Annotated in this window: 20 protein-coding genes; 10 read left to right on the top strand and 10 right to left on the bottom strand. The window is 67.1% G+C overall.

Going from position 1 to position 19,202, the window contains the following annotated elements:
- The first annotated feature begins 35 nt into the window (after positions 1-35).
- Positions 36-773 (top strand): glycoside hydrolase family 25 protein, encoded by a 738-nt coding sequence (locus ABZ420_RS17550; protein ID WP_357123454.1) that lies wholly within the window; start codon positions 36-38, stop codon positions 771-773.
- A 106-nt stretch (positions 774-879) separates the two neighbouring features.
- Here the strand turns inward: ABZ420_RS17550 and ABZ420_RS17555 are convergent, their stop codons facing one another.
- The 3 genes from ABZ420_RS17555 to ABZ420_RS17565 all read right to left on the bottom strand — a co-directional run bounded on the left by ABZ420_RS17555 (position 880) and on the right by ABZ420_RS17565 (position 4,603).
- Positions 880-2,943, bottom strand: a complete 2,064-nt coding sequence (locus ABZ420_RS17555; RefSeq protein ID WP_357123457.1) for a PhoX family phosphatase — start codon at positions 2,941-2,943, stop codon at positions 880-882.
- Between the two features lie 232 nt (positions 2,944-3,175).
- The gene (locus ABZ420_RS17560) at positions 3,176-3,976 is read right to left on the bottom strand and encodes a hypothetical protein (protein WP_357123460.1); all 801 of its coding nucleotides are present in this window, start codon (positions 3,974-3,976) and stop codon (positions 3,176-3,178) included.
- Between the two features lie 99 nt (positions 3,977-4,075).
- Positions 4,076-4,603: a lipoprotein LpqH gene (locus ABZ420_RS17565; protein ID WP_357035289.1), complete on the bottom strand. Its 528-nt coding sequence runs from the start codon at positions 4,601-4,603 to the stop codon at positions 4,076-4,078.
- A 347-nt stretch (positions 4,604-4,950) separates the two neighbouring features.
- Between ABZ420_RS17565 and ABZ420_RS17570 the strand changes: the two genes are divergently transcribed.
- Positions 4,951-6,000, top strand: a complete 1,050-nt coding sequence (locus ABZ420_RS17570; protein WP_357123463.1) for a fused (3R)-hydroxyacyl-ACP dehydratase subunits HadA/HadB — start codon at positions 4,951-4,953, stop codon at positions 5,998-6,000.
- 175 nt (positions 6,001-6,175) lie between these two features.
- Here ABZ420_RS17570 and ABZ420_RS17575 read toward each other — a convergent pair whose 3' ends face one another.
- The 3 genes from ABZ420_RS17575 to ABZ420_RS17585 all read right to left on the bottom strand — a co-directional run bounded on the left by ABZ420_RS17575 (position 6,176) and on the right by ABZ420_RS17585 (position 7,559).
- Positions 6,176-6,379, bottom strand: a complete 204-nt coding sequence (locus ABZ420_RS17575) for a DUF397 domain-containing protein (protein ID WP_357123466.1) — start codon at positions 6,377-6,379, stop codon at positions 6,176-6,178.
- Positions 6,380-6,471: 92 nt separating this feature from the next.
- A complete protein-coding gene (locus ABZ420_RS17580; RefSeq protein WP_357123469.1) occupies positions 6,472-6,678 on the bottom strand; it encodes a DUF397 domain-containing protein in 207 nt (68 codons plus the stop codon).
- Positions 6,678-7,559, bottom strand: a complete 882-nt coding sequence (locus ABZ420_RS17585; protein ID WP_357123472.1) for a helix-turn-helix transcriptional regulator — start codon at positions 7,557-7,559, stop codon at positions 6,678-6,680. Before ABZ420_RS17585 ends, ABZ420_RS17580 begins: the two co-directional genes overlap by 1 nt.
- A 336-nt stretch (positions 7,560-7,895) precedes the next feature.
- Here ABZ420_RS17585 and ABZ420_RS17590 point away from each other — a divergent pair, with 336 nt between their 5' ends.
- The 4 genes from ABZ420_RS17590 to ABZ420_RS17605 all read left to right on the top strand — a co-directional run bounded on the left by ABZ420_RS17590 (position 7,896) and on the right by ABZ420_RS17605 (position 11,417).
- Complete coding sequence (locus ABZ420_RS17590; protein ID WP_357123475.1) at positions 7,896-8,537, top strand: hypothetical protein; 642 nt, start codon at positions 7,896-7,898, stop codon at positions 8,535-8,537.
- Positions 8,538-8,628: 91 nt separating this feature from the next.
- Positions 8,629-9,141 (top strand): hypothetical protein, encoded by a 513-nt coding sequence (locus tag ABZ420_RS17595; protein WP_357123478.1) that lies wholly within the window; start codon positions 8,629-8,631, stop codon positions 9,139-9,141.
- Positions 9,142-9,264: 123 nt separating this feature from the next.
- Positions 9,265-10,662, top strand: a complete 1,398-nt coding sequence (locus tag ABZ420_RS17600; RefSeq protein ID WP_357123481.1) for a serine hydrolase domain-containing protein — start codon at positions 9,265-9,267, stop codon at positions 10,660-10,662.
- Positions 10,663-10,685: 23 nt separating this feature from the next.
- Entirely contained in the window at positions 10,686-11,417 is a 732-nt protein-coding gene (locus tag ABZ420_RS17605) for a MerR family transcriptional regulator (RefSeq protein WP_357123484.1), read from the top strand.
- 139 nt (positions 11,418-11,556) lie between these two features.
- Here ABZ420_RS17605 and ABZ420_RS17610 read toward each other — a convergent pair whose 3' ends face one another.
- A complete protein-coding gene (locus ABZ420_RS17610; protein WP_357123487.1) occupies positions 11,557-12,501 on the bottom strand; it encodes an NADP-dependent oxidoreductase in 945 nt (314 codons plus the stop codon).
- Between the two features lie 118 nt (positions 12,502-12,619).
- On the opposite strand from ABZ420_RS17610, the gene ABZ420_RS17615 reads away from it, so the two are divergent.
- The gene (locus ABZ420_RS17615; protein WP_357123490.1) at positions 12,620-13,117 is read left to right on the top strand and encodes a MarR family transcriptional regulator; all 498 of its coding nucleotides are present in this window, start codon (positions 12,620-12,622) and stop codon (positions 13,115-13,117) included.
- 50 nt (positions 13,118-13,167) lie between these two features.
- Here the strand turns inward: ABZ420_RS17615 and ABZ420_RS17620 are convergent, their stop codons facing one another.
- Together ABZ420_RS17620 and ABZ420_RS17625 are read right to left on the bottom strand one after the other, a co-directional pair.
- Entirely contained in the window at positions 13,168-13,974 is an 807-nt protein-coding gene (locus tag ABZ420_RS17620; protein ID WP_357123492.1) for a MerR family transcriptional regulator, read from the bottom strand.
- Positions 13,967-14,434 carry a VOC family protein gene (locus ABZ420_RS17625; protein WP_357123495.1) on the bottom strand — a complete coding sequence of 156 codons (468 nt, stop codon included), beginning with the start codon at positions 14,432-14,434 and terminating at the stop codon, positions 13,967-13,969. The genes ABZ420_RS17620 and ABZ420_RS17625 overlap by 8 nt, the downstream gene beginning before the upstream one ends.
- A 232-nt stretch (positions 14,435-14,666) precedes the next feature.
- Here ABZ420_RS17625 and ABZ420_RS17630 point away from each other — a divergent pair, with 232 nt between their 5' ends.
- Positions 14,667-15,830, top strand: a complete 1,164-nt coding sequence (locus ABZ420_RS17630) for a hypothetical protein (protein ID WP_357123809.1) — start codon at positions 14,667-14,669, stop codon at positions 15,828-15,830.
- 202 nt (positions 15,831-16,032) lie between these two features.
- Here the strand turns inward: ABZ420_RS17630 and ABZ420_RS17635 are convergent, their stop codons facing one another.
- Positions 16,033-16,644 carry a hypothetical protein gene (locus ABZ420_RS17635; RefSeq protein ID WP_357123498.1) on the bottom strand — a complete coding sequence of 204 codons (612 nt, stop codon included), beginning with the start codon at positions 16,642-16,644 and terminating at the stop codon, positions 16,033-16,035.
- A 188-nt stretch (positions 16,645-16,832) separates the two neighbouring features.
- Between ABZ420_RS17635 and ABZ420_RS17640 the strand changes: the two genes are divergently transcribed.
- The gene (locus ABZ420_RS17640) at positions 16,833-18,182 is read left to right on the top strand and encodes a hypothetical protein (protein WP_357123812.1); all 1,350 of its coding nucleotides are present in this window, start codon (positions 16,833-16,835) and stop codon (positions 18,180-18,182) included.
- Complete coding sequence (locus tag ABZ420_RS17645) at positions 18,182-19,201, top strand: hypothetical protein (protein WP_357123501.1); 1,020 nt, start codon at positions 18,182-18,184, stop codon at positions 19,199-19,201. The genes ABZ420_RS17640 and ABZ420_RS17645 overlap by 1 nt, the downstream gene beginning before the upstream one ends.
- Position 19,202: the final 1 nt, after the last annotated feature.

The following is a 19,202-nucleotide window of genomic DNA, read 5'->3' on the forward strand; positions in this document are numbered from 1 at the left end:
GTAACAGCCAGAGCGAATGGCTATCGTCGTGCGGCATGGGTATCTGGAGGTCGACCACTCGCCGCGGCACGGCGCTGTCGCTGCTCGCACTGTCCGGCGTCCTCGTCGCCGCGCTCCCCGCGACCGCGGCGCCGACCGGTCCGGATGTCTCCTCGTGGCAGCACACCGGCGGTAGTCCGATCGACTGGTTCGCGGTCAAGCGCGCCGGCCACAACTTCGCCATGGTCAAGGCCACCGAGGGGCTCAGCTACATCAACCCGTACTTCGTGCCCGACAGTCTGCTGATGCGCGCGGCGGGAATGGCTCGGGGCACCTACCACTACGCCCGCCCCAACCTGCCGCCCGAACCGCAGGCCGCGCTGTACGCGGCGGTGGTGCTCGGACAGAACGGACCGCTCGACCTGCCGCCCGTGCTGGACTTGGAGGACTCCGGCGGTCTCGGCCCGGCGGCTTTGATCGACTGGACCCGCCGCTACCTGAACACCGTGGAAACGCTCACCGGCCGCGTCCCCATCGTCTACACCTATCCCAACTTCTGGCGTACTGCGATGGCCGACACCGCCGAGTTCGCCGATTACCCGCTGTGGATCGCCGACTATCGCGGCAACGCCCAACCCGAGGTGCCCGGCGGCTGGCCTACCTGGACTTTTTGGCAGACCACCGACAGCGGCGCCATCCCCGGCATCGCGGGCCGCGTCGACCTCAACGTCTACAGCGGAGCCCAGGGTGATTTCGCAGGCTACGCCAACATCAGCGGCACCGGCAGCAGCTGAGAGCGGAGCCGCTACCCGCCCAGTCGGGTAGCGGCTCCACCCGTGGGGAGAGCCGCGGATGGCGGTCGGCCGTGGTCGCGGGGGGCCGGTGGCCGCGGCTGTGGTCTCAGGCGCCGATGCGGCCGCCGGCCTTCTTCCAGACCGCCACGACCGAGGGGCGAGGCTGGGAGGTTCCGCCGTCGGGCCAGTGCGACAACGGGTTGTCGGGAGTGGCGTCATCGGCCTCGCCGGGGTGCTGCACGCACACCATCACCCGTGCCTCGCCGACCACCGGGCCGCAGGTCTCCGCGCCGCGCGGGACGGTCAGGAACTGTTTGGTCTGACCGCGATTCGGCCCGTCGAGCACCACGGCGAACAAGCCGTCGTTCGACTTCATGGCGTTGCCGTCGGTGGAGATCCACAGGTTGCCGTACGGGTCGAACGCCAGGTTGTCCGGGCAGGAGATCGGACTGACCTTCGACTTGTCGTAACCGGCGAAGTAGGTGTCGGCCGCCGCCGGATCGCCGCAGACCAGCAGCAGCGACCAGGTGAAATCGGTGCCGGTGTGGTTGTCGTCGATCTCCAGGATCTGGCCGTTCTTGTTGAGCTTGCGCGGGTTCGCCTCGTCCGGACCCTGCTTGCCCTCCGCACCGCGGTTGTCGTTGTTGGTCAGCGCCACGTACACCTTGCCGGTGTACGGGTTGGCCTCGAAGTCCTCCGGGCGGTCCATCTTGGTCGCGCCCACCTTGTCGGCGGCCAGGCGGGTGAACACCGCCACCTCTTCCGCGCTCATGCCGTCGACCAGCGACTTGCCCTTGCCGTCCGCACCGGTTTCCAGCAGCGGGATCCACTGGCCGGTGCCGGTGAAGCCCTTGTCCGACGGCTTGGCGCCGGTGCCGTCGATCTTGTCCGCGTGGTCGCCGGTGAGCTTGGCGACGTACAGCGTGCCCGCGTCCAGAATGGTCAGGTTGTGCCGCATGCTGGCCGCACCGGTGCCCGGCTGGATCTTGCGCGAGGACACGAACTTGTACATGTAGTCGAACTTCTCGTCGTCACCGGTGTAGGAGACGACGTCGCCGTTCTTCGTGACGTAGATGGTGGCGGCCTCGTGCTTCACCCGGCCCATCGCGGTGTGCTTGATCGGCGTCGAGTTCGGATCCCACGGGTCGACCTCGACGACGTACCCGAATCGGTTGGCCTCGTTGGGTTCCTGCGCCAGGTCGAAGCGCTTGTCCGCGCGCTCCCACAGGTTGGCGGTCTTGCCCGCGGCGAAACCGTAGCGCTTCAGCCGCGCGGCGGCGGCAGGCTCGGTCACCTTGTCCGCGTTGGCGAAGTAGGCGTGGAAGTTCTCCTCGCCCGACAGCACGGTGCCCCACGGGGTCAGGCCGCCGGAGCAGTTGGCGAACGTGCCGAGCACCTTGGTGCCGGTCGGATCGGCCGAAGTCTTCACGAAGTCGCTGCCCGCGGCGGGACCGGTCAGCTTGAACTCGGTGGTCGCGGTGATCCTGCGGTTGTATTTGCCGAAGGCGGGAACCAGCTTGCCCGAACCGGATTCGCCGCGCACCTCGACCACGGTCAGTCCGTGGGCGGCCATGGTGACCGCGATCTGCTCGTCGGTCGGCGCGTCCTTGTTGTAGCCACGGAACATGTGCGGGCTGGTGGTGTACTCGTGGTTGACCACGAGCAGGTAGCCGTTTGCCTGGCCCTCGATCGGCAGCAGAGCGGCGAAGTCGTTGTTGTAGCCGAACTGCTTCGCCTGCGCGGCGGCGGTCTGCTTGTCGAAGTCGAAGGCGGGCGCGTCGGGGAACAGCGGATCACCCCAGCGGATCACGACGGACTGCTCGTAGCCGTCCGGGATCACCACGGCGTCTTCCTTGTTCGGCGCCACGGCGGTGAAATCGGTACCGGTTCCAGGCGGCCCCGCGGGCGAGGCCGACACCGCCGGCTTCGGCTCGTCGTCACCGCAGGCGGCGAGCACGCTGCCCGCGCCGACCGCGAGCACGGCGGCCGCACCGCCCTTGATCAGCCCGCGCCGGTTCAGCGAGCTGACGATGTCACCGAAGTAGGCGCCCGCGGAGGTGTTCGGCGCCTCGTGGAAGCACGCGTTCGCGCACTTGTATTCACAGGTCACGGCGGCGCGCGACGATTGGCCGTCGTGCTGAACGAAAAGGGCGAGTGGCTGAAGACTCACGGTGACTCCTGGGTTGGGCCGATGGCCGCACGGTAGACCATGCGGACAATCCGGAAGGGACGACAAAGTGAACAGCCGCCCAATTAGGTAACCCTGAGATTGCGCGACCGCCAGACCTGGGAACAACGAATGCCGCGCCGACTCGATGATCTCGAATCGACGCGGCATTCGTCTTCGCAAGCGGTTGCCTCGCTCTCGGCCGGTCCGGCGCGGAGTTCGTCCGGCTCGCCCATCAGGCGTTGACCGGCAGGGCGATGACGACCTCGCTCTCGTTCTCGGGCAGGTAGTGCGCCCGCAGGATCCGCCCCACCTGCACTTGGGCGACGCTGGCGGGTGCGAGGAACTTCGTCACCCGGGTGGTGAAGCTCGACTCGTCCGGCCGGGTGACCACCAGGCCGAGCTCGACCTCGGAGTGACCGTCGCGGATCGCGCCGGTCACCGACAGCGACTGCACCACCGCCTGGGTGGCGATGCCGCGCTCGGCGATGTCGAGCTTGTGCCGCGTGGTGATGCCCTTGCGGATCAGGGACTCGTTCATGGCCCGCTGCGCGGCGGACGCGTCGCCGGACAGGTCCACCTCGACCTTGTCGGTCCGGCCGGGCAGGTAGCGCACCGGCAGCACCACACCGGCGCGCAGCAGCGCCAGTTCGGTGAACGGCACGATCATCTTCGCGGAGGAATGGAAGGTCTTCCCGTCCGCGCCTTCGACGCTGAACTCGACGTGGACCTGCGGCTGGTCGTTGACGGTGACGCCGGTCTGCCGCACCGAACGGACGGTGCCGAGGCCGGTGAGCCCGTCGCGGAACTCCGCGCTGTTGCGGCCGGTCAGCGCGCTCATGATGCCTTCGCCGGTGAACGCGAAGACCATGGGGACCAGGGTGAGCGCGATGATCGGCAGCGCCATCTCGAAGCCGAGCCAGCCCATTCCGGAGGGCTCCCATTCACTGGTGGGGACGTAGGTGACGGCGTGATAGACGTAGTAGCCGATCGCGGCGGTGGCGAGGGCGAGGGCGATCAGACGGATCTTCTTCATGACATTTCCTTTGAGTGTGCGAAGTTTCGGGATTCGCCGCGCCCCGTCATCCCGGCGGGTCGGCCGGGATGACGGGGGCGGGTCGGGGGCATGCGGCGATCAGGCGCCGACGATGGACGAGCAGGCGAAGGTGATGTCGAACTTCGAGGTCTTCGGCCCGGCCAGCGGGTTGGTCAGGTCGGGGGCGCCCACGCCCTCGCCGGTGACCTTGTAGGTGTTGCCGTCCTTCACGACCGTGGCGGAGCCGCCCGGCATGCCGTTGCCGAAGCCCACCGCGTAGGGCAGGCCGTTGTCGCCGCCCTTGCTGCCCGCGATCCCGACCGCCTGCACCGTGTTCGCGTCGGTGATGGTCGCGCTCACCGAGAGATTGCCGTAGGCGGAGTTCTCCGTGTCGGTCAGCGCCAGCGCCAGGGTGCCGCCCTGCTTCGCGCAGGTGGTGGTGAACTTGGCGTCGAACGCCTTGCCATCGACCGAAGCGACCGACTTACCCGCCGGGGCGGGCTGGGCCGAGGACGGCGCGGGCGCGGCCGGGGAGCTGCCCTTGCTGTCACCGCATCCGGTGAGCACCGCGACGGCGGCGGTGGCGGCGAAAGCGGCGGCGGCGATGCGGAGCGAAGTGGCGTTCATGGTCTGTGTCCTTGTCGTTCGAGGGGCGGGGCCCCTGGTCCTGTTCTCCGGCCCCCTGTGGGGCCGTTGAGTAAAAGGTAGGAACGATTCGCGCCCTACCGATCCCAGGTTTTCCACATTTGCGCAGGTAGATGACGTGTGACTCAACGCGATCGGGACCGGCTGCGGTTCTCCAAGGCAAGGACACATGCCGTTCGCAGGCCCGGACCCGCGAGTGTCTCGCGAGCGTTTGTTTGTTCTGTCGGGACAGAGCCCTGCGTCGTGTAAGAGAGTGGTGTCCATTCGTTGAGTCGGGTGCTGCGGATACCCGGTTGTGCGGCCTATAGGAATCTGAAGCGAGGAGCGACTTGGTGGAAGCGACATCGGACGTGGCTGGGCAGGTGGGGCACCACTATCGCGTGGATGACTATTACGAGGTGGGTCGGGAAAAGATCCGCGAGTACGCGCGGGCCGTGCAGGACTTCCACCCCGCGCACTGGAGCGAGGACGCTGCCGACGAGCTCGGGTACGCGAGTCTGGTCGCGCCCACCACGTTCATCTCGATCGCCGCGATGCTGGCCAACCGCAAGCTTTTCGAGAGTGTCATCACCGGCTACGACGTATTCGTGCAAACCGACCAGGTCTTCGAGATGCACCAACCTGTGGTGGCCGGTGACCGGCTGGTCAGCGATGTCGAACTCGCTTCGGTTCGCCGCATAGCAGGTAAGGATCTGCTCACCGTCAAAAACACCTTCACCAACCAGACTGGCCAGATCGCGCAGGTCATGCACACGACCGTCGTGGGCATCACCGGCGAGGACGTCGACGCCGGCATCAGTGCCGCGATCGAGCGCGTGGTCATGCACGGTATCGACGTGCCCTCTCGAACTGCCACCGCAGGCCGCGCAGCCGCGGTGGATAGGCAGGCTGTGCCGCAACCTGCTTCTAACACTCGCCCACACCAGTCCACGACCGCCCGGACCCGAGCCCCGCGCACCCGAATCCGTTTCGAGGACATCACGGTCGGTGACGAGCTTCCCACCCGGATCGCGCAGCTGAGGCGTGGCGACCTGGTGAACTACGCGGGCGTCGCCGGTGACGCCAACCCGATCCACTGGCACGACGACATCGCGGCGCTCGCGGGCCTTCCTGACGTGATAGCGCACGGCATGCTCACGATGGGCCTGGCGGCAGGCTTTGTCACCGGGTGGCTGGGTGACCCAGGCGCGATGACCAGGTACGCGGTCCGGCTCTCGAACTACACGATCGTGGAAGCCGCCTCCGCCGGAAGCGTCGAGTTCACCGGGCGCATTAAGTCGGTAGACCCCGACACCAGGACCGCCGTCATCGTCATCGTCGCCAAATCCGCAGGACGCAAGATCTTCGGTCTCGCCACTGCGGATGTCCGCCTTACATAGGCTCCGGAACGCAAACTCGACACACAGCGCATGGCTTTACCGGCCGCATGCCTTCCAAATCCTCAGCGCCAGGTACTAGCACGAGACCGCCACATAGCGATGCGGATAACGACGAAAACGGCCCGGCCCCTGCCCCTTCGAGGACAGCGGGCCGGGCCGAAGTGATCGCTCAGTGCTACGGGCGCTTGAACTCGCCGTCGTTCACGCCAGCGGTGAACGCGTCCCACTCGCCGGGGGTGAAGACCAGCGCGGGGCCGGTCGCATTCTTCGAGTCACGCACGCCGACCATGCCGCCTTCGAGGTGCGCGACCTCGACACAATCCTTAGTCCCGCTACGGGTGCTCTTGAACCACACCGCGCCGGATAGATCAACGCTCACTGTTCATACTCCTTTGCAACCTTGGAGGACGAGATTTCGGCTGGTAGCCCGGCCCAGTGCCAGGCGGACCGGACCACGGTGGTTGCTTACTGCTACGGGCGCTTGAACTCGCCGTTGTTCACGCCAGCGGTGAACGCGTCCCACTCACCGGGGGTGAACACCAGCGCGTGACCAGCCGGATTCTTCGAGTCGCGGACGCCGACCTGACCGCCGTCAAGAAACGCCACCTCTACGCATTCCTTGCCCCCCGAGCTGCGGCTGCTCTTGAACCAACGCGCCCCGGACAGTTCAACGGTCACTACGAAAACTCCCTTGCTAGCCGCCGGAACATGTTCCGGCTTGTCACGGCGTCCAACGCGGCACGTTGGATAGTTGCAGACGCTTCACGGTAACTGTTCACGTCTTCTTCGCGCTCGAGGTACAAGTCTCCAGTGAAGTTCTCGACGTAGATCACGGTCGGTTCGGTTACGCCCTCCGCGTCTGGCGCGAAGTCGAGGATCACGAATGGGCCGATAGGTACGCCGATCGGAATGCCAGCGGTGTACGGCAAGACTCGGATGCTCACGTTGGGTCGAGTACTCATGTCCGCTAGGTGACGCAGCAGCGCGGCCATGGTCGCCGGATCGCCGACAACCGTGCGCAGCACCGACTCGTGGAGTACCACGTCGATGCGGGTCGGCTTCGTCTTCCTGGTAAGGATGGATTGCCGTTCGAGCCGCAGCCGGATGCGCCGCTCCTGCTCGTCTTCGGAATCGTGCGGGAAGTAGATGCGGTCCAGCGCGCGAGCGTAGGCGGCCGTCTGCAACAAGCCGGGAACCAGGTCCGGACGGTAGATCGTCATCTCATGGGCGGACGACTCCATATCGACGTACATCACGAAGCCATCGGGGATGAGATCACCGAAAGCGTGCCACCAGTTCTTCACATCGGCTTGCTGCGCGAGTCCGACCATAACGGCGGTTCGGTCCCCGCCGAAGCCCAGAATCTCGCACAGCTGCTGGACATCAGCCTTCCGTAGCTTGCCTTCTTCTCCGCGCTCGATGCGGCCCAGCTTGCTGATGCTCCACTCCATGAGCGTGGCGACATCCGCCAGTTTGAGGCCCTGGCTGTTGCGTTGCTCGCGAAGGTAGCGGCCCAACGCGCGGCGCGGTAGCGCTTTTCGGGCCGTGCTTCCCACCATTCCATGCTCCTAGGCGTGTTCAGTTTGGTCCCCTGCCATTGCCATTTTGGACATCCAACTTTGCCAGCATGGCAGTCTTCCTGCGTATTTCGAATACTTTTCCGAGATATTCGTTATGGCAATGCCAGTTTGGCTTGTCCATGATCTGCTGGACAGCGCGCCCGGTGGGAGGTGGAGGAGTCCTCCGCACTCGGACATCGCATGGGCACGGGGCTGGGCGCACACCAAACCGTCATTCGATGGGAGCAGAGGTTTTCGATGGACCAACAGGATGCGTTCGGGGACACACCACGGTCCCGGTGCATGTTCTATCGCAGGAGTTGCGGATTCAATGCCGTGATCGACCCTCCGGAACTCGGCCGGATCGTGATGCGCGCCGGATCGGTGTGGGCGGTGACGATGCCCAGCAGGTTGGGCCAGGCGGTGAAAGCGCACATGCAGTGCAAAGGCGTCGCACTCGGACCCGTTGTCGGACATCCGCGTTCGGATCGATGGACCTTTCTCGTTCGTCCCGACATCGAGGACGACGACGTCAAGCTGTTCGCTGAGATGTTCCGCAAGGACGTGAGCATCGCGCGGGAGGGAGCCGTCATCGCACTGCCCTCTCCTAGCCCGAACGGCTCCATCCGGCAATGGGTTGTCCCGGCGCTCGGGGCGCCTTCCTTCCGTCCGGCCTCGTGGTGGTCGATGCCGTACAAGCATGGTCCGAAGTCGCGCCGCAGACTGCTACGGCTCCGCGCTATGGCCGGTAACGAGATGGTGCCCGTACTCATCGCTTTCGGGGTCGTCTCGTGGCTCGCGCTCTGTTTCTTCGCGAGCACGGCGATCCTCGGGTACCGCGTCAGCCGTGCCGAGAAGCACTATCTGGAGCTGGCCGTGAGCCGATCGCTCCCCTCCGACGCCGATATCGAGCGCCTGTGTGACCTCACCGAACCGCGCCGCGATCCGTGGGTACGCGCGGAACCGGTTCCGGCGTAGCCGATACCGCTCCACGTGACGCGTGGCGCCCATAACTCCGAAGTGCTGTCGCGGCTCCGCGCCGCCCTTTTCGTGGGAGGTGTTCGAACAAATGGTCGCCAACGGCGATGCCGAAACCGAGCCGATCGGGCCGTGCTACGACACGAACGTCCTCGCCCGGACGCTTTCGTGGTTGGACCACAACAACCCGCACTGGCCGATGCAAAGCTACGAGGCCGCGCGCACGGCCTACCACCATCACCAAGACTGCCCACCGATAACCTGCGCCACTTACATAGCGGCGTTGTACAGAATCAGGAGATCGCAGAGCGCCGGGGCTGTGATCACGCAAGTCGCCCACACAGGATCTGCCGTGCGGCGCAGGCACCAACCCGTCCTCGACCACATCGGAGAGCTGGTATCACCGCACCCGGAGCAGCCGGACGTGCACTTGGCCGTAGTGATCGACGGGCACCGGCTGGACTACGCCGCCTGCCTCACCTCCGCAATATGGTTCCTCCAGGAACAACACCGGCGGCGGTTCGTCGACTCCGTGGAGGTGATCCCCGGCGACACAACCGGCTTACGCCGGTTGCCGAACGAGAGACTGTACGACGGGCCGTGAACCATTGGCGGGACCACACTCGGCATACAACGCCCGGGCGAGCTGTATCTGCCGGAGGCGGAGCTTCGGCTTCTGGCCGCCGGGCTTGACCTTGCCCCTGGGGCAGGGTTCGAGCATGGTGGCATGAACGAGACAACACAGGAATTGTCGGACTTCGTAGCGGCCACGGCGCAGAAGTTGGGTGTACCGGGTGTCGCCGTCGGGGTGTCGGCCGGTGGGCGAGAAGATTTCGCATGCCATGGGGTGACGAGCATGGACAATCCGCTTCCGGTGGACCGGGACACGATGTTCATGGTCGGATCCGTGAGCAAGACCTTCACCGCGACCGCTCTCATGCGGCTGGTCGCCGAGGGCCGGGTGGAGCTGGACGCACCGGTGCGGCGGTATGCCCCGGAATTCGCCCCCACGGATGCGGCGGCGGACGAGATCACCGTGTTACGGCTGCTCAACCATACGGCGGGGCTGGAGTGGAAGCTCGGCATCGACCCCGGTGAAGGAGACGACGCCTTGGCGCGGCACGCGGTGACTCTCGGCGAATCGCCGCTGATCGCGCCACCGGGAACGCGAGCGTCCTACAGCCAGGCGGGATTCAATCTGGCCGGCCGGATCATCGAGAACGTCACCGGATCGACCTTCGAAGGGGCCGTCGCGTCGCTGTTGTTCGAACCGCTCGGACTGGCGCACAGCCGCTACGCGGTCAACGACGTCATGACCCGGCGGTTCGCGGTGGGACACAACGTCGATGCCGACGGTGTGCTCGCGGTTGCCCGGCAGTGGAAGGACAACCGCTCCAACAACCCCGGCGGCGGCGTGGCGACGTCGGTGAGTGACCTGCTGCGCTGGGCGCGGTTCCATCTCGGCGACGGCCGGATCGACGGCGGTGAACGCCTCCTGCCCACCGAACTGCTGCACCGGATGCAGCAGCCGACGGTGGAACTACGCGGGAGCACATTGGGTGACGCCTTCGGCATCTGTTGGTTCCTGCGCGAGGTGGACGGTGTCGCGACCATCGGACACGGCGGATCGGGCAATGGCCAGTTCGCGGACCTGCTCATCGTGCCGGAGCGGAATTTCGCCGTCGCCGTGACGTCGAACGCGGGCCCGGACGCCGGCCTCGCGTTCAACCGTGCCGTAGTGAATCGGGTACTGGAGCACTATCTCGGCGTGGTCGAACGTGACCCGGAACCGATGCCCTATGACGGGGCGCGGGCAGCGGAGATCGTCGGGTATTACGAGAACGAGATGATGCGGCTCACGCTCGACACCGACGGGGCCGGGATGACGATCGAATGCGCGATCAAACCGGAGATCCGGGCCGCCGGAGAAACCGAACTGCCGCCCGACCTGCCACCGGCTACCCTCGGCCTGCTGCCCGGTGAGGCGGACGAGTACATCGTCACCGAGGGCGGTCTGCAAGGACAACGCGGGTTCTTCACCCGTGACGAATTCGGCGCCGTGACCGGAATCGATCTCGCCGGTCGATTGTTTGCCCGGGGCGCGATGACGACCACGGGTGGATGACACATCACCGAAGGGAGACGCGCATGATCACGATTGGACAGCTCGCCCGGTACGCGGGCGTGACGATCAAGGCAGTGCGCGTCTACCACGAGCGCGGTCTGCTTACCGAACCGGCGCGCGACTCCTCCGGCTATCGCCGCTACCGCGCCGAAGATGCCATCGATCTGGTCAAGATCAGGACACTGGCGCGGGCCGGTGTGCCCTTGGCGCGTGTCAAGGAATTGCTCACCGCGAATTCCGACGAGTTCGCGGCAGCGATTGCCGAGATCGACCGCACACTCGCCGAACGCGCTGAGGAGATCTGCCGGACCCGCGAGCAGATCGCCGAATTGAGCTCCGGCGACCGGCTGTTCGTGTCCACCGAAGTCGCCGAGTACCTCGACCGCCTGCGGCAACTCGGGATGAGCGACCGGGCAGTCCGGATGGAACGCGACATCTGGATTCTGATGCGATCGGTCGCCCCGGAACAGGCGTCGGCTTGGGCCACCGACAAGCTCGACGCCATCGACGACCCCCGATTCCAGGCGATCTACCTCGACTACGACGCAGCATTCGACTGGTCTCCCGACGACCCGCGCCTGGTGGACCTCGCCGACCGCACCCGACGGTGGTTGACCGGCAGGCGCACCGGATCGGGCCGGACAACCCCGACACTGGATCGGAAGTTGATCCGCCTGGTGAACGAATCAGTCGGAATCACCTCGCCCGCCTGGGAGCGACTGGCGCAGATCGCACAGAAGGCGACCATCGGGTAACCCGCCGCAACACCCTCGCCATCGACGCCACGCGACAGCGCGAAATCACCGCCGCGTATCGCTGCGAGTCACAACGCGGGCCTCCGGACCACACCGCCCGGGGTAGCGACGTGTTGTCGTCGCCTGCCGGACGGGTGGGTCAGGCGGTGGCAGGCAGGACGATGACCTTGCCCGACAGAGTCCCCGCGGCCGCCCGGGCATGGACCGACGCCAGGTCTGTCAGCGGAACACGCTCGGAGACGTCGACGATCAGCTCGCCACGGTCCACGCGCGCAACCAGTTCCGACAGTTGCTTCGCGTCGCTGCGGACGAAGACGTCGATGGCGCGCACGCCGCGTTCCTCGTCGGCCGGAGCGGGCATCCACACGGTGGTGCCGACTACGACGCCGCCGTCGCGGACCAGGCCGGTCAGCGCCGTGAACTCGGCAGGGCTGATCGGCGCGAGGTTGAGCACGATGTCGACCGGATCGGTCACCGCGGTGGTCACCTCGGTGGTGGTGTGGTCGATGACCTCATCGGCACCCGCTGCCTTGACGTGCTCGCCGCTGCGGGGGCTGCCGGTCGCGATCACATAGGCGCCGGCGGTTTTCGCCAGCTGTACCGCGTAGCCGCCCACAGCTCCGCCGGCGCCACTGATAAGGATCCGCTGCCCGGCCTTCAGCTCGGCATGGTCGAACAGAGCCTGCCACGCCGTGAGACCGACCACGGGCAGCGCGGCTGCGTCAGCGAGCGGGATGCTCGTCGGCGCCGCCGCCAGGCTCTCCGCGGGCGCGAGGACGTACTCCGCCGAGGCACCGTCATCGACGAACGGCAGGAAGCCGACGACCTGGTCACCGATCCCGAGGCCGTCGACGCCCTCGCCGAGTGCGTCGATGGTTCCGGCGACGTCCAGGCCGGGGGTATGCGGCAAGGTCAGCGGCATCGGGCCCTGCATGAAACCTGCGCGGATGTTGCCGTCGACGCTGTTGAACGTCGTCGCGGCCACACGCACTCGCACCTGTCCGGTACCGGGGACGGGCTCGTCGACGTCCTCGTAGCGAAGGACATCCGGGGCGCCGTACTCGTGAAATCGAACCGTCTTCATCGTGGTGCCTCACTCTCGAGGGATATGTGCTTCGAACTCGAAGCACATGACCAACGTAGCAGTGCTTTGAACTCGAAGCAAGAGCTTCGAATATGAAGCAAGTGGTAAAGTTCGCGCCATGCCTGACACGCCGCGGCCCCTGGACGGAGTCCAACTGGGCGCGTACTTCGCCCTCATGGAGGTGGCGGGCCTGCTCCGGCACGCGGTCGAGCAGCAGCTGCGCGAAGCCGGCGATCTGAGCTACGTGCAGTTCCAGCTTTTGGCACGCCTCGGCCTCGACTCGCCGACCGGCAGTGAACGCATGACCGACCTGGCCGACGGCGTCGTCTACAGCCGCAGCGGGTTGACCTATCAGGCAAGCCTGCTCGAAAAGGCGGGCCTGGTCACGCGGACGCCCTCCGCGGATGACGAGCGGGGCGTTACGGTCACGATCACCGATGCCGGGCGGGCGCTGCTCGCGAAGGTGCTACCCGGCCACACCGAGGTCCTCAGCCAACAGCTCTTTGCACCACTGTCGCGCGAGGACACCAAGGCTCTGGCCGACCTGCTGTCGCCGGTGCGCGACCACATGCGTTCGGCGCCACCCCGTTCGGCAGCGCCGCGCCGGCGGCGATAAGGGGTATGAGCCCGCAATCGACCTGCTGGGCGGAGCCCCGGAACCCCGCTCTACTGCCAAGTCGCGGTGTCGGGGTCGATGCCGTGGGCGCGAGCGCTGGCATCGATGATTCGACGCAACCACGTGGCGAGGCCGGTGCGGATGCCGTCGTAGTGGGCGGCGAATCCCGGATCGGCCTCGTACATCCGGCCGAGACAGACCTGCATCTGCCTGGTGAGAGGGAAGTACGAAGAGGCGAAAATCTCGCGGTGCCACTCGACGAGTCGATTCGCTTCTGGGCTACCGGGTGTGACGCCGGCGTCCATCGCGTCCTTGAAGGCGCGGTCGAGGTCGGCGATGGCGTCGGCGATGGTCTGCCATTCCTCCGGACCGCGAGAGGCTGAGCGTTCGGCGTACTGCTGCCATTGCTCCGTGTCTCCGTAGCGCTGACGGGCTTGGGCGAGCCAGTCCGGGTTCCACTGGGGGCCGAAGATCGCGGCCTGCTGCTCGACGGTCAGCAGCAGCCCGCGATCGTGGGCGTCGATCATCCGATCCAGACCGGCGCTGAGTCGCTGGAGGCGGTCGATCCGTTCGGCGACCTGGGTGCGCTGCGCGCGCAGTGCGCCGGGCACGTCTGCGGCCGAGCCGTCCAAGATGGCCCGGATATCGTCCAGGCCGAGTCCGAGCTCACGGTAGACGACGATGCGGTTCAGGCGTTCCAGATCACCAGCGGTGTAGAGCCGGTATCCGGCCACCGTGCGCAGCGACGGTCGCGCCAGCCCGATCTCATCCCAGTGGTGCAGCGCGCGGACTGTCACGCCCAGACGCTTCGAGACCTGACCGACGGTCAAGCCATCGGCGTCAGGGGCATCAGGCATGCTCATCATTGTCGCCGCGACCCGGTGGTGTGATCCCGACGGCCGCGAGGTTCCGCGCCTCCTCACTGGCCGGATCGAAGGGCTTCGCCGCAGTGAAAACGATCCGTGCGTTCTCCGGGGTGATCACCTCCACATCACGGGTGTTCCAGGGGGTATCCCGTGGCCCGTCGACCGAGTTCGGACGCAACGCGCGACAGGCCTCCACCAGCGAATCGACCTGGCTGAGCACGCACGCGAAACTGAAGCTCATCGCCGGTGCCTGCTCCGGAACGCTCCCCGCCGGGACGAGGAGTACATCTTGAAAAGCCCACCGGCGCAGATGCACAACCCTGCCGGGGATGCTGAACAGCTCGAAGAATCCGAGCCCACGAGTCCAGAAATCCACCGACGCCGCCAAATCGCTCGTGGGGATCGTCACGAACGCGGGCATTCCATAGATGCCACGGAACAGCTCCGGCACAACCACATCCGGGCCGGGAGCGGGCACGGGACTCATCTCGAACGCGTTGTAGTAGTCACTCATGCGCTCCACCCTCCGGCCTCACGCGACGTGAGGGTCAAGCCGTCATCGAAGAACGGGTGCCGTGGCCGGGGTCTTGTAGGGTGGCGATTCGTTGGTGGACCGAAGTCAGGGGGTTGTGATGGGGCACCGAGGTTTACGACGATTCGCGATCATTGCCATTGTGGCGTGGATGGTCCCCCTCGGAGCTTTCGCCGGGGCTGAGGCCGCGCCTGCTTCGGTGTCTGCCGATGCCGTGGTCGTGTCTCTGCCTTCCCCTACCGGCAGCAACTCTGTCGGGGTGACCGAGCTTCATTTCACCGACCCCGACCGAACCGACCCGTGGGGCCGAGGCCGCCGGGAGGTCATGGTTCAGATCTGGTACCCAGCGCAGGACTCGGGTACTTCCGCTGCCGCTGCCTGGATGCCGCCCGGTGGGCGGGAGGAGCAAGCCGATTATCTCGCCGAGTTCGGCGTCCCCCGAGAACGCTGGACGCTCGGCCCGAGTCACAGTTACCCGGATCGACCGGCACGCGAAGGTGCTGGCCGATTCCCGGTGTTGTTGAACTCCCCCGGTATGGGCGACGCCACCGGCTGGAGTACCGCCCAGGCCGAGGACCTCGCCAGCCACGGTTATGTCGTGGTCGCAATCAACCACACGCACGAGGCGTTCTCCGTCCATTTCCCGGGCGGGCGGGTCGAACACACGGTTGTCCCGCTGGATTCGCCGCGAGAGGTCCTGCGGGATGTCCTGCTTCCGACGCGGGTGGCTGACACTCGCTTCGTGCTCGATGAACTCTCGGCCGCCGCCACCGGACAGCAATCGCAGCCCGTTGGGCCCCTGCCCGCAGGTCTGGCCGAGAGTATGGACATGACAAAGGTGGGTATGTTCGGGCATTCGCTCGGTGGCTCGACCACGGTGCAGGCATTGCACGACGCACCTCAGATCCGCGCCGGCATCAATCTGGATGGACCGATCCTGGGATCGGTCACGGCAGAGGGAACCGACAAACCGCTGCTCATGCTCGCCAGTGGTGCCTCTCCGTGGTACGGCAATCCGGGTTGGGAGCCCTACTGGGCCAGCAACACCGGTGTGAAGCTGCCCCTTCAAGTGGCGGGAACCGAGCACATGTCCTTCTGCGACCAGCAGACGATCCTGCCTCAGCTGACCGCCGCCGGGCTGCTCTCGGCAGAGACGACAACGAAAGCAGTCGGCAAGATCGACCCCCAGCGGTCGATCGACCTGCAACGAACCTATCTGCGCATCTTCTTCGACACCGTGTTCGGACGGAACAACACCGACGTCATCGAGGCGATTACAGCACTGGCACAACCCGAAGTCCTCCCGCACACGTAGGAGTCCGCGTCCCAGCGAACCAAGGGTTGTCGAAGTGGAAGCCCCCGTCAGCGGCGCGCCACCTGACACTGCGAGATCACCGCCGACCCAGTGGATCCGAGGCGGTTACGCGGGCGCGGGGCGGTTCCGACGAGCGACCTCCACGCACGGCCGCCGATCGGGGCGGTTGCGCATCTCCGGCCACCGCCGCCCGCCCGCTATCTCACCTGCCCTGATTGGCGACGAATGCCTGTACGGCGTCGAGGAACTCGGGGCCGCCCATGGCGTAGCCGCCGACGGTTGCGCCGATCAGCGCGCCTACGGGGATGCTGACGCCCCATATCAGGATCACACACGCCCCGAGGAGGCCGCCTACGATGGCGCCGGTGACGACGCCGGGCAGGTTCTTGTTGATCTGCTCCTTGAGCCGGTCGTAGGAGCTGATGTCCTTCAGTTGCGCGATGCCTTCCGCCGTGGGGGTCGGGGTCAGCGTCAGGGTGCGGCCGTCCGCAGCGATGTACTGCGCAGCCGCGATCGAACGGCCGTCGACGGCGAACCGTTGCGGCACTTCGGCCACGACCGCTCCGTCGCCGGACTCGAGCACCACCGCGCCGTTCTGGGCGAGTTCGAACTTGCCGTTCTCGACGGTGGCGGTAACGACTCTGTCGAGTGGCGAAACGGTGATCTGGTAGTCGATCCCATGATCGACACCGGAGGTCGTGACTTCCGCGGTCGGCCGCTCCGCCACGGCCGGCTCCGCATGGGCGGTCGCCGCGGTGATGCCCAAGGCCGAGACGGCCAGGAAAACGGCAGCGGTGATCTTCTCGAACTTCATCTTCGAATCCCTCCACTCAGCTGCCCCTGATGGGCGGACCGAGTCAGACCTTAGGCGGCGAATTCGACGGTGTGTGGTACGCCACACACAGTTCGAAGTAACTGCACTCCGGTTTCTATGCGTCGGCCGTGAACACGCCGGGACGAGGTCGCGGCAAATACACTGCTCGAATGCGACGACCGCGCGCCATGGTGCTCGACGAGGTGTGGCGCAGGCTCGATGGGGTCGAGCCGCTGAGCGGTCCGCACGGGGGTCCGCTGCGCCGGACGGTGAAGCTTGTGCTCGACCCGTTGGTGATCCGGCCCGTGCAGCATCCGTTGTGCGCGGGGCCGATCCTGACGGCCGACGGAGCGGTGCTGCTGGAGGCACGCATTCAGGCGGCGGCCGATGCGCTGCGCGCGACGGCGGCGTGGTTCACGGTGCTCAAGCAGGTGCGGCGGACGCTGCGGATCACCGAGGGGCACCCGCAGGACCTGTACTTCCAGCGCTGTTTCGAGCTGGCGACCACCGCGGGCATGCCGGATCCGGCACGGGCGCGCGCGGTCGCCGAGGACGCACTGCGCGAGATCCACGAGTACACCGCGGGACGCACCACGCAGGCGCTGAAGGAGTACCTCACCGACCACACCAGGGAACGGGAGCTGGCCGGGCTGCTCGAGCTGGCCTGGCGGCGGCGTCCGCTCACCGGCCCGGCGGGCGCAGAGCACGACACGGAGGTGGACGAGCTGCTGGAAGCCTGTGCGGCGGCACGGCTCGGCGAAGACGCCGACGGACAGCGGACCCTGGACCGGCTGGTCGCGGCCCATGCCGGTACGCACACCGGAATCCGGCTGTGGCAGGACGCATCCGCTCAGGAACTGGGACTGACCGCGCATCCGGTGCCGCTGCGCCCCGCGATCGGCGCTTCGGCCTCGAAATCGACCCTGGGGCGTCCGTTCGATCGCACCGTGTACGAGCGGGTGTTCACCGTGCTGCAAGCGTCCACCGAACGCGCGGAGCTGCCGCCGATCCCCGAGCTGGTCGACGCCGAGATCGCCCGGAGTTGCGCACCGTGGGCGCTGCTGGACGAGTCGCTGCGCGTGGCGGCGACGGCGGGAACCGCGCTGGCGACCGGATTGGCGCCCATCGAGCACCGCCGCGAACCGTCGACGGGCCGACCGCGTCTGCGTCTGGCCGAAACAGACACGGGCGCAACGCGATCCACGGCACATCAAGTGGTCAACAGCCGCTGGCAGCGCGAAGCGTATGTGTTGCAGGCTCGGCGGCTGGTGGTGTCCGCCGAGCCGCCCACCGGCCCGTTGGCCGCCATCGCCGCCGAACTGATCACGCCGTGGCAGCCTTACTTGCGGCGATTGTGGGTCCGCCTGCACGGCAGGGATGTTCGCGAGTTCCCGATCCACGAACCGGACGAGCTGTGGGATCTGCTCGACGGTGTGGCGCGTTCGGTCATCCTGGACCATCGCACGCGGGTCAAGCGGGCGCTGAGTGTGCGGGTGAACGCGGGTGAGCCGGACACGGCGGAATCGAAGGCGAGCTGATGAGCACGACCGTACGTATCCGCCGCCGCGACGACCTGTGGATCATCGCGCCGGACGACGCCCCGACCGTCGTGGACGACCGGGCCGGGGTGGACGTGCTCGTGCTCGAGGTGGCGGGCGGGCACCTGACCTGGAGCCTGCTCAGCGAGCAGGTGACCCCGGCGGCGGTCCTCGACGACCTCGACCTCGCGCAGGAGTGGATCTGGGCGGTGTACGGCCCGGAGGTGTCCCTCGCCCTCGCGGAAACCGGCGACGAAGGGGAATACCCGGCCGAGCCCGCGCTGCCGGACCTCGCCGCGCGCGCCTGGCGGCTCGGTTACGCCCGCTGGGCGGCACGGTGGTGGCCCGCGTCGATCCTGGACGGCATCGCCCCGCTGGACGAGGGGCTGCTCGAGGACGAGATAACCGCGCTGAGCGAGGAATGCGACCTGATCATCGACGGCGCCGACGCGGTCACCGAACAGCCCACGGCAACCGCGGCGCTCGGCCGCGCGGAGGACTACGCGCTGGCCGCCGGACCGGCCGCGACCGTCGCGCCCGGCGCTCTCGTCCTGGCCAGGGGCACCGCGGGCTGGGACTGGCAGCGCTGCCCACCGGGCCTGCTCGACGCTTCCGAACGCGCCGTGTCCTGGGAAGTGGTGCGCGAGGCCGGGACCACGATCGTGCGGGTGAGCGCGGTCGCCGCGCCGCTCTCGCCCGCGGAGGTGCCTGCGCATCTGCGTCCCCGCGCCGGGATTCGCACCACGACCGACGCCGCCGACGTGCCGCTGCTGCGCGAGGGCGACCTGTGGCGCGCCGAGACCACGGCCCCGGCCGGTGCGGAAGCGGGCGTGACCGTGCGGGTCTACGTTCCCGGCGTCGGCGTGGACGAACAGGAGCCGGACGCGGCGACCCGACGCGCGCGGATTCGCGACCTGGTCACGGCGCGGCTGCACCGCGCGGACGACACGTCCGGCAATCCCGTCGAATCCCTCTTGCTGGCGGAAATCGCGGCCGCCGCATCGGATTCGGACTTCTGAC

Origin of the sequence: Nocardia sp. NPDC005745, assembly GCF_040630775.1 — a bacterium.
GTDB lineage: Bacteria > Actinomycetota > Actinomycetes > Mycobacteriales > Mycobacteriaceae > Nocardia.

Bases quoted from the DNA above. Each gene is read 5' to 3' on its own strand.
- ABZ420_RS17630 (WP_357123809.1), top strand. From the start codon at position 14,667: ATGGTCCCCCTCGGAGCTTTCGCCGGGGCTGAGGCCGCGCCTGCTTCG.
- ABZ420_RS17585 (WP_357123472.1), bottom strand. From the start codon at position 7,559: ATGGTGGGAAGCACGGCCCGAAAAGCGCTACCGCGCCGCGCGTTGGGC.
- ABZ420_RS17635 (WP_357123498.1), bottom strand. From the start codon at position 16,644: ATGAAGTTCGAGAAGATCACCGCTGCCGTTTTCCTGGCCGTCTCGGCC.
- ABZ420_RS17560 (WP_357123460.1), bottom strand. From the start codon at position 3,976: ATGAAGAAGATCCGTCTGATCGCCCTCGCCCTCGCCACCGCCGCGATC.
- ABZ420_RS17550 (WP_357123454.1), top strand. From the start codon at position 36: ATGGGTATCTGGAGGTCGACCACTCGCCGCGGCACGGCGCTGTCGCTG.
- ABZ420_RS17605 (WP_357123484.1), top strand. From the start codon at position 10,686: ATGATCACGATTGGACAGCTCGCCCGGTACGCGGGCGTGACGATCAAG.
- ABZ420_RS17615 (WP_357123490.1), top strand. From the start codon at position 12,620: ATGCCTGACACGCCGCGGCCCCTGGACGGAGTCCAACTGGGCGCGTAC.
- ABZ420_RS17640 (WP_357123812.1), top strand. From the start codon at position 16,833: ATGGTGCTCGACGAGGTGTGGCGCAGGCTCGATGGGGTCGAGCCGCTG.
- ABZ420_RS17645 (WP_357123501.1), top strand. From the start codon at position 18,182: ATGAGCACGACCGTACGTATCCGCCGCCGCGACGACCTGTGGATCATC.
- ABZ420_RS17620 (WP_357123492.1), bottom strand. From the start codon at position 13,974: ATGCCTGATGCCCCTGACGCCGATGGCTTGACCGTCGGTCAGGTCTCG.
- ABZ420_RS17565 (WP_357035289.1), bottom strand. From the start codon at position 4,603: ATGAACGCCACTTCGCTCCGCATCGCCGCCGCCGCTTTCGCCGCCACC.
- ABZ420_RS17600 (WP_357123481.1), top strand. From the start codon at position 9,265: ATGAACGAGACAACACAGGAATTGTCGGACTTCGTAGCGGCCACGGCG.
- ABZ420_RS17595 (WP_357123478.1), top strand. From the start codon at position 8,629: ATGGTCGCCAACGGCGATGCCGAAACCGAGCCGATCGGGCCGTGCTAC.
- ABZ420_RS17610 (WP_357123487.1), bottom strand. From the start codon at position 12,501: ATGAAGACGGTTCGATTTCACGAGTACGGCGCCCCGGATGTCCTTCGC.